We start from the raw sequence: 11445 nt of genomic DNA on the forward strand, positions 1-11445 counted from the left end.
GATCAGCGGCGGTCGCCCCGGCTGGCGGCTCGGCGCTCCGCCCGGTTGCCCGGGTAGTGCGGCACCGGCGGACGCACCTCCGACTCGAAGCGGTCGTAGGCGTCGACGATCTCCGACACCAGCCGGTGCCGCACCACATCGCTGCTGGTGAGCTGGGCGAAGTGGATGTCGTCGATGTCGGTGAGGATCTCGCTGGCCGCGCGCAGCCCGGAGCGTGCCCCGCCGGGCAGGTCGACCTGGGTGACGTCACCCGTCACCACGATCTTCGAGCCGAAGCCGAGCCTGGTCAGGAACATCTTCATCTGCTCGGCCGTGGTGTTCTGCGCCTCGTCCAGCACGATGAAGGAGTCGTTCAGCGTGCGCCCGCGCATGTACGCGAGCGGCGCGACCTCGATCACGCCTGCCGCCATGAGCTTGGGGATCGCCTCCGGATCCATCATGTCGTGCAGCGCGTCGTAGAGCGGCCGCAGGTACGGATCGATCTTCTCGTTCAGCGTGCCGGGCAGGAAGCCGAGCCGCTCGCCCGCCTCCACCGCGGGCCGGGTGAGGATGATCCGGCTGACCTGCTTGGTCTGCAGCGCCTGCACCGCCTTGGCCATGGCCAGGTAGGTCTTGCCGGTACCGGCCGGGCCGATGCCGAAGACCACGGTGTTGTTGTCGATGGCGTCGACGTAGCGCTTCTGGTTCAGCGTCTTGGGCCGGATGGTCTTGCCGCGCCGGGACAGGATGTCCAGGCTGAGCACCTCGGCCGGGGACTCCTCGCTGCCCTCGGTGAGCATGGAGACCGTGTGCCGCACGGTGTCCGGCGTGATGCCCTTGTTCTTGCCGGTGAGCGAGACCAGCTCGCCGATGATCCGCTCGGCCAGCGCCACCTCGGCCGGGCGGCCGGTGAGCGTCACCGAGCTGCCCCTGACGTGGATGTCCGCCTCGAGCAGGCGCTCCAGCTCGCGCAGATTCTCATCCGCCGATCCGAGGAGCGGGAACACCGATTCGGGGGCCAGTTCGAGGCTGGAGCGCACGCTCTTCATGGCCGGAGCGGCATTGTCGTCGTCGCCGGATGCGCCGGGGTAGGCCCGGGCTCCGGAAGTGTTGCCGAATTCGTCTGGTGTTCGCAAAAGTCGCCGCAGCCTCTTTCGATCTCGGGGGAACCGGGGTGGGGCGGGGCTGCCGCTCGCGGATACCGGCCCCTTCCCGACTCGCAGTTTACCGCCCGGTACCGACAGCCGACAGGGAATATGCCCCCGGCGAACGATGCGCCGCCCAGCCCTCGATCACGGCGCGGAACCGGCGCGCCGCCTCCGGCATCGGCCGGTCCGCTGCCCACACCAGCCCGACCTCGCGGACGGCGCCCGGATCGGCCAGCGGAACCTTGGCTACCGCCGGGCTCGGGGTGGCGCCCGGCGGCGGGTCCTCCAGCGGCACCAGCGCCACGCCGAGCCCGGCGGCCACCAGCCCGGTGACCGTCACCAGATCGCTCGATTCGAAGGCGATGCGCGGGTGCAGCCCGGCCGCCGCGGCGAGTTCGTCCAGCAGCCTGCGCATGCCGTAGCCGTGGCGCATGGCGATGACCTCCTCGCCGGCCAGGTCGGCGAGCTTCGTCTGGCGCTTCCCGGCCAGCCGGTGCCCGGCGGGGACCGCGAGCACCAGCGGCTGGCGCAGCAGCCCGGACCAGCCGAGCCCCGGTTCGGCCGGGCGCGGCGAGACCACGGCGAGGTCGGCGTCGCCGTCGAGCACCATGCGGGTGATGGTGCCCGCCGCGTCCTGGTGCAGCGAGACCGCGACCCGCCCGGCCTGCCTGCGGAAATCGCCGACCAGCTGGGGTACCAGCCAGCTGCCGAAGGAGTGCAGGAAGGCGAGCCGCACGGTGCCCTCGGCCGGGTCGGCGAGGTCGGCGACGGCCCTGGCGCCCGCGTCCAACTCGATGCGAGCGCGGCGGGCGTGCTCGTAGTAGGCCCGGCCGAACTCGTTCAGCCGGAGCCGTTTGCCCGTGCGGTCGAAGAGCCGCACGCCGAGCCTGCGCTCCAGCCGGGCCAGCATCCGGGAGAGCGTGGGTTGCGCGACGTGCAGCCGGTCGGCGGTGGCGCCGACGTGCTCGAGTTCGGCGAGTGTGATGAACCACGTCAGGTCGTCACCGAGCATGCCGCCACCTCTACTAATGCCTGTTTCGTATCAACTTGTCCTTGATTATGCATTTCCTTCACCGATCGGGTTCGGCGCAGGCTGACGATATGAGCGGATCGAGCGGACGGGAGCGGCGGATCGTCACCGCGCTCTTCGCGGCGGGGCTGACCACCTTCGCCTCGATGTACAGCGCACAGGCGCTGCTGCCGAGCCTCGCGGCGGCGTTCGGCGTCGCGCCCGCGCAGGCGGCGCTCGCGGTCTCGCTCACCACCGGTTTCCTGGCGCTGGCGATCATCCCGGTGAGCGCGCTCTCCGGGCGGTTCGGGCGGACCAGGGTGATGGTGTGGTCCGCCGCGGTCTCCGCGGGCATCGGGCTGCTGCTCCCGCTGGCGCCGACGCTGGACGTGCTGCTGGCCGCCCGCGCGGTGCAGGGCATCACACTGGCCGGGGTGCCAGCGGTGGCCATGGCCTACCTGGCGGAGGAGGTCGACGCGGGCCGGTTGGGCGCCGCCATGGGTGTCTACGTCTCCGGTACGACGCTGGGTGGGCTGACCGGCCGGCTGATCCCGGCCTTCGCACTCGACCACACCTCGTGGCGCTGGGCGCAGGCGGTGATCGCGGTGGTCGGGGCGCTGTGCACGGTGTGGTTCGTGCGGGTGCTGCCCGCTTCGCGCGGGTTCCGGCCGTCGACCTCCCGGGGGTGGGGTGCGCTGCCCGCCCAGTGCCGTCGGCCGCAGCTGCTGGCGCTGTTCGCGCTGGCCTTCGTGCTGATGGGCGGGTTCGTTTCGGTCTACAACTATCTGGGGTTCCGGCTGCTCGCCGAGCCGTTCGGGCTGCCCGCGAGCGTGGCCGGGCTGGTGTTCGTGCTGTACCTGGCGGGGACCGTCGCCTCGACGACCGCCGGGCGGCTCGCCGATCGTTTCGGGCGCGGGCCGGTGCTGGCGGGGTCGGTCGTGCTCGCCGCGGTGGGGGCCGCGCTGTCGCTGCCCGATCGGCTGCCGCTGCTCCTGGTCGGGATCTTGCTGTTCACGGCTGGTTTCTTCGGTGCGCACGCCGTCGCGAGCGCCTGGGTGGGGGTGGCGGCGGTTGGCGGGAACCGCGCGGCGGCCTCGTCGCTGTACCTGTTCTGCTACTACCTGGGGAGTGCGGTGCTCGGCGGGTTGTCCGGGCTGGTGTTCGCGAGGTTCGGGTGGGCCGGGTTGGTCGCCGGGGTCGGGGTGCTGCTGGTGCTGGCCGGGGGTGCGGTGGTTGTCGTGGTCCGGGGTGAGCGGGTGGCGTCGGGGGTGGAGGTCGAATTGGTCGGGGCGGGGCGGTAGGCGGAATCGAGTGCCGCGCTCGCGGGGCTGGACGAGGCGTCCTGCCGGAGCGAGGTGCGACCCCCGAGTGTGCTTACCGGCACTCGTGTGCGGTCATGAAGCGCGGCACGGTTGTTCTACCAGCGCGGAGTGAGGGCACCGAGCGCGCCGAGGGCGACGGCGGCTGCGGTCGAGGTGCGCAGCACGGTCGGGCCGAGTAGCGCGGCGGTCGCCCCCGCCTCGGTGAAAGTCGCGATCTCGGCATCGTCCAGCCCACCCTCGGGGCCGACGATCAGTACCACCCGCGACGCCGTTCCGAACGGCAGCGCGGCGAACCGCCCCGCCCCGGACTCGTGCAGCGCCGCCACCACTCCCCCGTCCGCGACGGTCGCGCGCACCAGCTCCGCTACCTCCCGGGTCCGCCGGAGCTCGGTGACCTCGGGAATGTAGACCCGCCGCGACTGTCGCGCCGCTGCCCGCGCCGCCGCCCGCCACTTCTCGACGCCCTTCGCGGCCTTACCCTCCCAGTTGGCGATACAGCGCGCCGCCTGCCAGGGCACGATCACATCGGCCCCGGCCTCGGTCATGAGCTCGACCGCGAGCTCGGACCGATCCGACTTGGGCAGCGCCTGCACCACCGTCACCGGCGGCGCGGCGGGCACGGCGACCCGCCGATCCAGCACCGCGAGCTCCAGCCGGTCCTTCTGCGCCGCTACCACCTCGGACTCCGCGACCACCCCGCGCCCGTCGGAGAGCGTGATCGGCTCCCCCACCCGGATGCGCCGCACGGTGGCGGCATGCCTGCCCTCCGGCCCGTCCAGCACCGCGACCCCGCCGGGCTGCGGAATGTCGTCCAGGTAGAAGACCGTCGCGGCCACGCTCAGCGACCGCTGAACGACGCCCGCAGCCGGGCGAAGAGCCCGCTGTTGTGCTCGGATTGCGCCGAGACCACCTCAGCCCGGTCGCGTTCGCGCAGCCCCTTGTACTTGCGCAGCAGGTCGTTCTGCTTGCTGTCCAGCTTCGACGGCACCACGATCTCCAGGTGCGCGAGCAGATCCCCGCGCGCCCCCGACCGCAGCTTCGGCATGCCGTGCCCGCGCAGCACCGAGATCTCACCGGGCTGGGTGCCCGGCGGGATGGTCAGCTCGGTCGGCCCGTCCAGGATGGTGTCGATCACCACGGTGGTGCCGAGCGCGGCGTCCACCATCGGCACCCGGATGGTGCAGTGCAGGTCGTCGCCGTCGCGGACGAACACATCGTGCGGCTGCTCGACCACCTCGACGTACAGATCGCCCGCGTGCCCGCCGCCCGGACCGACCTCGCCCTGCGCGGCCAGCCGCACCCGCATCCCGTTCGCCACCCCGGCCGGGATCGGCGCGGCGATCTCCCTGCGGGCGCGAATCCGGCCGTCGCCACCGCACTTGTTGCACGGGTCCGGAATGGTCTCGCCCGCACCGCGGCAGGTGGGGCAGGGCCGCGAGGTGAGCACCTGGCCGAGGAACGACCGCTGCACCGACTGCACCTCGCCCGCGCCGCCACAGGTCTCGCAGCGCACCGGCTTGGAGTCGCCGTTGGTGCCCTTGCCGTGGCAGAGGTCGCAGAGGATCGCGGTGTCGACCGTCAGGTGCTTGGTCACGCCGACCGCACACTCCGCCAGGCTCAGCCGGGTGCGCAGCAGCGAGTCGGCGCCGGGCTGCACCCGGCCGCGCGGCTTGCGCTGCCCCCCGCCGGAGTTCATCCCGCCGAAGAAGGCCTCGAAGACGTCACCCAGGCCGCCGAAGCCTGCGCCGGAGAAGCCGCCCGCTCCACCGCCGTTCTCCAGCGGATCACCGCCCAGGTCGACGATGCGACGCTTCTCCGGGTCGGCCAGCACCTCGTAGGCGGTCGACACTTCCCGGAACTTCGCCTGCGCCGCCTCGTCGGGGTTGACGTCCGGGTGGAGCTCCCGCGCCAGCTTGCGGTAGGCGCGCTTGATCTCCTGATCGGTCGCGTTCTTCGCGACGCCGAGCAGTCCGTAGTAGTCCCGTGCCACTTCGCTTCTCTAGTCCTTGGTCGCCGTTTCCCGGTACCGGCCGGTCCGCGCGGCACACACGCCGCGGGGCCGGCCCCGACACCGGCCTTAGTCGGATGCACTCAACTTTATCCGCTCGGGCGCGCGGCCCGGCAGCGGAGTCCCCCGAAAGCCCGAACGGACCTCAGCGTCCGCCCAGCACTTCGCCGATATACCGGGCTACCGCCGCCACCGAGGCGATCGTGCCCGGGTAATCCATGCGCGTCGGGCCGAGCACCCCCATGCCACCGAGAACCGCACCTGCCGAACCGTACCCCGTGGTCACGACCGACGTCCCGCGCATCTCCTCGACCTGCGTCTCCTCGCCGATCCGGACCGTGATCGTGCCCGGCTGCTGCGCGGCCGCGAGCAGCTTGAGCACCACCACCTGTTCCTCCAGCGCCTCCAGCACCGTGCGCAGCGAACCCGGCAGCCCGAAGTCGCCTGCATTGCGGGTCAGGTTCGCCGTTCCGCCGAGCACCAGCCGCTCCTCCGGGTGCTCCACCAGCGTCTCCACCAGCACCGTCGACACCCGGATCAGTACATCCCGCAGCTTCCCCGGCGCGTTCTCCGGCAGCGCCGCGACCGCCGCCGAGGCGGTGGCAAGGCGCTTGCCGTCCATCGCGCCGCCGAGCAGCGCGCGCAGCGCCGCCAGGTCCTCGTCGTCCACCAGCGCACCGAGCTCGACGATCCGCTGATCGACCCGCCCGGTATCGGTGATCAGCACCAGCAGCAACCGCGCCGGATTCAGCGCGACCACCTCGATGTGCCGCACCGTCGACGCGGACACCGTCGGGTACTGCACCACCGCGACCTGCCTGGTCAGCTGCGCGAGCAGCCGCACCCCACGCCGCAGCACGTCGTCCAGATCGACCCCGGACTCCAGGAACTCCAGAATCGCCCGCCGCTCCGCCGACGAGAGCGGCTTCACCTCGGCGATCCGATCCACGAACTGCCGATACCCCTTGTCCGTCGGAATCCGCCCCGAGCTGGTGTGCGGCTGCGCGATGTACCCCTCCGCCTCCAGCACCGCCATGTCATTGCGCACCGTGGCACTGGATACGCCCAGGTTGTGCCGCTCGACCAGCGTCTTCGACCCGATCGGCTCCTTGGTCGCGACGTAGTCGGCAACGATCGCCCGCAGAACTTCGAAACGACGATCCTCGGTACTCGACACGGCCCACCTCCTCGCTTGCCCCTCCAGTCTAGGTGCCCGACCTCCGATATCCGCGGTTCCGGACCGGGGCTGTGGATGGATCGCCCGGGTTGACGGGAGTTGTCCACAGGCGCCTTGCCCGGGTCCGGGTGCGCCGGTAGCGTCACTGGCCAGACCAGGGGGACGTCGGCTTCGAGGGGGACTCGTGAGATTCGGCACCGCGGCGCTCGCCGCTCTCACCGTTTTCGCTGTCGCGGGATGTGATTCGTCGGGTGGCGAGCAGCCGCCCAGTTCGGCCGCGAGCGCAACCTCGAGTGCATTGGCGCAGACCGTGCCCACAGGGTTCCGACCGTGTGACGACATCCCGGCCGATGTGCTCGAGTCCGAGCGACTTCGAAACAAGCGTACGGATGACAACAGCGCGTCCGGTGGAGTCATCTGGTCCGGCTGCGCCTGGACGCAGCCGGACGGGTACGCCGCAACGATCCAGACCACGAACATCACCGTCGACCTCGTCCGTGGCAAGAAGTTCACGGATGCTCGTGAGCTGGACATCGGCGGTCGGCAGGCAATATCCACGCGCCAGGTCGATGCCCATCCCGAAGCAGCCTGCACGGTCAATCTCGCACTGAAGGGCGGCAGCCTCGAGGTGAATCTGAGCAATCCGCCGTCGCGCAAGAACACGGGAAACCTGGACACCTGCGAGTTGGCTAAAGCTTTGGTGGCGAAGATCGCACCGGTTATTCCGACCGGTGCCTGACCTGACCGAGGGCACATGAGCGACAACAACGGAACGTCACGGCCGCTGAGCAACACTCTGAGTGCCGCACAAGACGGACACATGTCGATCGCGATGAGCGCGGAGGACTTCATCCATGTCGAACGCGACTGCGAACATTTCAAGGCGGCCATTCAGGACATCCAGGCAATCGCCGATCAAATTGCGCGACAGCCGCATTGGGGACTCGGCGAGAACAACGATCCGATGATTTCGGCGCGCACCGTGGTCGACCGATTCAAAGCCAAGGCCAACGAGGCCGGTGACGGCAACAGCGTGTACGAGATCATGGAGCAGCACTACAAGATCGTCGAAGACATCCAAGAGGTTCATCGGATAGTTCGGCAACGCATGATGGATACCGACGCGGAATTCGCCGCCGAGTTCCAGCGACTCAGCACCGAACTCGAGGAGCGACCACCGGTACAGCCCGAACTGGGCCCGTACCTGCTTCCGGACGGGAGCGCGCGATGAACGGGTACGAGCAGCCGCGGATTCCGGGCGGCGGGGAGCAGACGGACAGCTGGGAGCACCCCGATATCAAGAACGCGTTCGATCCGCTGGATACGACGGAGGCGGTGGAGCAGGCGCAGAAGTACTGGGAGGTGCACCAGCTGTGGGAGCAGGGACTGGCTACTTTCGCGCGTTCTATTCAGAACTCCATCTCGCAGTCCTGGTCCGGGCCGGCGGCCGAGGAGGCGAAGGCGTCGATCGCGCGGTACGCGGCGGATGCGCAGCAGTTGAGTCCGGCGCTCGCGGAGATGTACACCCGGGTGCGGGATGCGGCGACGGCGATCGTGGACACGAAGAACGCGATCCCGGATCCGGTGGAGGTGAGCTGGACGTCGTGGGCGTGGCCGCCGCACCGGTGGGATCTGCAGCGGGAGCAGTCGGAGGCGACGCAGGTGGCGCGCACCGAGATGCGGCAGCGGTATGTGGAGCCGTTCGGGCAGGTGGATGGGCAGATTCCGGTGCTGCCCACGCCGATCAGCCCTACGGTCTCGCCGGATATCGCGGCGCCGCCGCCGGGCGGGTACGTCCCGGCCGACGGCACCGGGGACTCGCCCGGTGCCGCCGAGCCGGTGGGCAGCGGGGTGCCGGGTACGGGTACGCCGAGCGCCGAGGATGCGGAGAAGTCCGAGGAGAACGGCGAGGGCACGCCGGAAGGTACCGAGGAGCAGTCGGAGAACACCGAGCAGCCGGACGGGGCCGAGACCACGTCGGCGTCGACCACGCCGAACAGCACGAATCAGCAGTCGACGGCGAATGATTCGGCTCCGCGGACGACGAGCGATCCGAGCCGTACGGTTCCCGTGAGCACGGTGCCGACGAGCACGACGCCGAGCAGTACGCCGGGCTACACGCCGAGCGGTACACCGACGAGTTCGCCGGGGTCGCCGAGTACCACGAACCAGCCGGGGCCGGGGCGCAGCATTCCCGGTGGGCCGGGGAGCACAGTGGCTCCGGCCGCCGCGGCGGCCGCGGCGCAGGCGCAGGGCACGCGATCGGGCACCGGCTACCCGGGCATGTTCGGCGGAGGTGCGGGGCGTGGGCGTGGTGCGGACGATTCCGAGCACCAGCGGCCGGATTATCTGGTCAATCAGGAGAACACCGACGAGTTGCTCGGCGAGATTCCGCGCACGGTGGCGGGTGGGGTGATCGGCGGCGACCGGACGGAACCCCCGCGGTGAACCGCTCGGACACATGACCGAGTGGAGCTGGGCCACGGATGATTTCGCGGCACTCTGGTACGACGACGCCCGCGACCGATTTCCGAGCCCGCTGCGGTACACCAGCCGGTTCCGGTTGCGGGACGAGTTCGCCGCGCACCGGTCGGCGGTGTTCGGGCGGTACGGGGCGGACGAGCGGGACGAGATCGGTGCGGCGCTCGGCACGTTGGCCGATGCGGTGCTCCGGATCGAGATTCTGGGTGGTAGCAGCAGGCATCGGCAGAGCACCGGGCCGGATGATGTTCGGCAGTATCGGATCATCGGGGCGCGCACGGCTTTTCGGTCGGTGACCGCGGTGCAGTACGGGACCGATTCCGAGCACGGGTCGATTCGGTTGCGGATGAGCCGGGCCGAGGATCTGCCCGCGAGGTTGGTGGCGGCGATTCCGGGGTGCCCGGCGGGCAGTGCGGGTCCCGAGACCTTTCACCCCGACGATCTGCGCCAGACCAGGGACAGCTACCTGGAGGACAGCGGGCGCAACTCGCCACGCGACCGCTATCGGCGGCTGGTCGGACGGCCCGCCGATGGGGGTGGCAGCGCGGTGCTGCTGGTCGGCCCGATCACCCGGCTCGACCCGCCGCTGGCCGCCCTGCAGTGGCACGACATCACCGGCGACGGGCGCTACACCGAGCGGCGCGGAGCACACGTGAGCGTGCGGCCCACCACCACCGCCGACCTGATCGCCGGCTTCACCGCGTGGATCGACCGGGCCGACCAGCGGCTCCGCGAAGAGCATTGACCAGGCCGAGTCATAGCCGATCGCGGACAGGTGCGCTGCTGCGGCCCTCCTTCCGCTCGGGCTGGTACAGCCGCGACGGTAGGAGCCGAAGGGGCCGAACCGGAGCGAGGTCAGACCAGCAGGTCCCGCACGACCCCGTCCGCGAGCAGCCGCCCGCGATCGGTGAGCACCAACCGCTCCCCGCGCAGCTCGGCCAGCCCACCCGCCACCACCCCGGGCAACGCGGCCCGCCCGTGCGCGTCGAGATCGGCGAGCGGTAGACCGGTCCGTAGCCGCACGGCCAGCATCACGCGCTCGGTGTGCCGCTCCGCGGCGCTCAGCGCCTCCCACCCGGCGGCGGGCAGCCCACCGGCGGCGACCCGGTCGGCGTAGCGCGCGGGGTGCTTGACGTTCCACCAGCGCACCCCGCCGAGATGGCTGTGCGCGCCCGGCCCGGCGCCAAGCCAGTCGCCGCCGTCCCAGTAGCCGAGGTTGTGCCTGCAGCGGGCGGCGTCGCCGCGGGCCCAGTTGGAGACCTCGTACCACTCCAGCCCGGCGCCGCGCAGCCTGGCGTCGATGCGCTCGTAGCGGGCGGCGAGCACGTCCTCGTCGGGGGTGGGCAGTTCGCCGCGGCGCACCCGGCGGGCGAGGGCGGTGCCGTCCTCGACGATCAGCGAGTACGCGGAGACGTGGTCGACCTCGGCGGCGAGCACCGCGTCCAGGCTGGCGTCCAGGTCGGCGTCGGTCTCGCCCGGCGTGCCGTAGATCAGGTCCAGGTTGACGTGGTCGAAGCCGGCGGCGCGCGCCTCCAGCGCGGCGGCGACGGCGCGGCCGGGGGTGTGCGTGCGGTCCAGCACGGCGAGCACGTGCGCTGCCGCCGACTGCATGCCGAGCGAGATCCGGGTGAAGCCGGCGGCGCGCAGCCGCTCGAAGAAGGCGGGGCCGGTGGACTCCGGGTTCGACTCGGTGGTCACCTCGGCGCCTGGCGCCAGGGTGAAGTTCTGCCGGACGGCGGCCAGCACCTCGGCCAGGCCGTCACCGCCGAGCAGCGACGGGGTGCCGCCGCCGACGAAGACCGTCGCCACCTCGGGGGTCGCCGACGGCAGGGCGTCGAAGGCGGACGCCGCGGCGGCGAGCTCGCCGCGCAGGGCCGCCAGCCACGAGGCCGGCGAGGCCGCGGTGCCGAGTTCGCCCGCGGTATAGGTGTTGAAGTCGCAGTATCCGCAGCGGGTCGCGCAGAACGGAACATGCACGTAGATGCCGAACGGCCCGCCCCCGAAGTCACCGAGGAGGGGGCCGGCATCGGGGCTGCGGACCGGAGTACTCACCACTCCAGTCTGGCAAGCGCGCCGGAGCGGGCTCGACCCGCGTGTCGGCGTATGACTGGCGTCACAGTTGCTCCGGCCGATCCTGGGGATTCTCCGCATTTTTCCGGGAAATATCCCCCGCCCGTCGGAACGACCGCTCTGACGTGGCACAATAGGACGCATGTGCGGATCTGGAGTTCGATTGGTGGCCCGGCGCCACGTCGACTTCAAGCGCGTCTGCAGCGCGTGTTGTCTGCTGGAGTGTCAACCTTAACCCCCCTGCGGCGCGC

At 71.0% G+C, this 11445-nt stretch carries 12 protein-coding genes; 6 read left to right on the top strand and 6 right to left on the bottom strand.

The features are described from left to right. Window positions 1-2: 2 nt before the first annotated feature. Window positions 3-1028 carry a PhoH family protein gene (locus ACFUJ1_RS09740; protein ID WP_233016576.1) on the bottom strand — a complete coding sequence of 342 codons (1026 nt, stop codon included), beginning with the start codon at window positions 1026-1028 and terminating at the stop codon, window positions 3-5. Window positions 1029-1203: 175 nt separating this feature from the next. After that, entirely contained in the window at window positions 1204-2139 is a 936-nt protein-coding gene (locus tag ACFUJ1_RS09745) for a LysR family transcriptional regulator (protein ID WP_378644380.1), read from the bottom strand. Window positions 2140-2228: 89 nt separating this feature from the next. On the opposite strand from ACFUJ1_RS09745, the gene ACFUJ1_RS09750 reads away from it, so the two are divergent. Then, entirely contained in the window at window positions 2229-3437 is a 1209-nt protein-coding gene (locus tag ACFUJ1_RS09750; protein WP_378644381.1) for an MFS transporter, read from the top strand. 116 nt (window positions 3438-3553) lie between these two features. Here ACFUJ1_RS09750 and ACFUJ1_RS09755 read toward each other — a convergent pair whose 3' ends face one another. The 3 genes from ACFUJ1_RS09755 to hrcA form a co-directional block, all read right to left on the bottom strand. Next, a complete protein-coding gene (locus ACFUJ1_RS09755; protein ID WP_378644383.1) occupies window positions 3554-4294 on the bottom strand; it encodes a 16S rRNA (uracil(1498)-N(3))-methyltransferase in 741 nt (246 codons plus the stop codon). Between the two features lie 2 nt (window positions 4295-4296). Next, entirely contained in the window at window positions 4297-5448 is a 1152-nt protein-coding gene (dnaJ, locus tag ACFUJ1_RS09760; RefSeq protein WP_378644384.1) for a molecular chaperone DnaJ, read from the bottom strand. 163 nt (window positions 5449-5611) lie between these two features. After that, window positions 5612-6643 carry a heat-inducible transcriptional repressor HrcA gene (gene hrcA, locus ACFUJ1_RS09765; protein WP_233016571.1) on the bottom strand — a complete coding sequence of 344 codons (1032 nt, stop codon included), beginning with the start codon at window positions 6641-6643 and terminating at the stop codon, window positions 5612-5614. Between the two features lie 184 nt (window positions 6644-6827). On the opposite strand from hrcA, the gene ACFUJ1_RS09770 reads away from it, so the two are divergent. Genes ACFUJ1_RS09770 through ACFUJ1_RS09785 form a run of 4 tightly spaced genes read left to right on the top strand, consistent with a single transcriptional unit; the run spans window position 6828 to window position 9869 of the window. Further along, window positions 6828-7382 (top strand): DUF3558 domain-containing protein, encoded by a 555-nt coding sequence (locus ACFUJ1_RS09770; protein WP_378644385.1) that lies wholly within the window; start codon window positions 6828-6830, stop codon window positions 7380-7382. Between the two features lie 15 nt (window positions 7383-7397). Continuing rightward, entirely contained in the window at window positions 7398-7874 is a 477-nt protein-coding gene (locus tag ACFUJ1_RS09775) for a hypothetical protein (protein WP_378644386.1), read from the top strand. Further along, the gene (locus tag ACFUJ1_RS09780) at window positions 7871-9091 is read left to right on the top strand and encodes a hypothetical protein (protein ID WP_378644387.1); all 1221 of its coding nucleotides are present in this window, start codon (window positions 7871-7873) and stop codon (window positions 9089-9091) included. The genes ACFUJ1_RS09775 and ACFUJ1_RS09780 overlap by 4 nt, the downstream gene beginning before the upstream one ends. A 13-nt stretch (window positions 9092-9104) precedes the next feature. Beyond that, complete coding sequence (locus tag ACFUJ1_RS09785) at window positions 9105-9869, top strand: ESX secretion-associated protein EspG (protein ID WP_378644389.1); 765 nt, start codon at window positions 9105-9107, stop codon at window positions 9867-9869. Window positions 9870-9979: 110 nt separating this feature from the next. Here ACFUJ1_RS09785 and hemW read toward each other — a convergent pair whose 3' ends face one another. Further along, window positions 9980-11179: a radical SAM family heme chaperone HemW gene (gene hemW / locus ACFUJ1_RS09790; RefSeq protein WP_378644390.1), complete on the bottom strand. Its 1200-nt coding sequence runs from the start codon at window positions 11177-11179 to the stop codon at window positions 9980-9982. Between the two features lie 157 nt (window positions 11180-11336). Between hemW and ACFUJ1_RS09795 the strand changes: the two genes are divergently transcribed. Continuing rightward, window positions 11337-11429, top strand: coding sequence for an Ms4527A family Cys-rich leader peptide (locus ACFUJ1_RS09795; protein WP_378616759.1), 93 nt, complete (start codon window positions 11337-11339; stop codon window positions 11427-11429). Window positions 11430-11445: the final 16 nt, after the last annotated feature.

The sequence above is a fragment of the Nocardia sp. NPDC057227 genome (genome assembly GCF_042669725.1).
Taxonomy (GTDB): domain Bacteria; phylum Actinomycetota; class Actinomycetes; order Mycobacteriales; family Mycobacteriaceae; genus Nocardia; species Nocardia asteroides_A.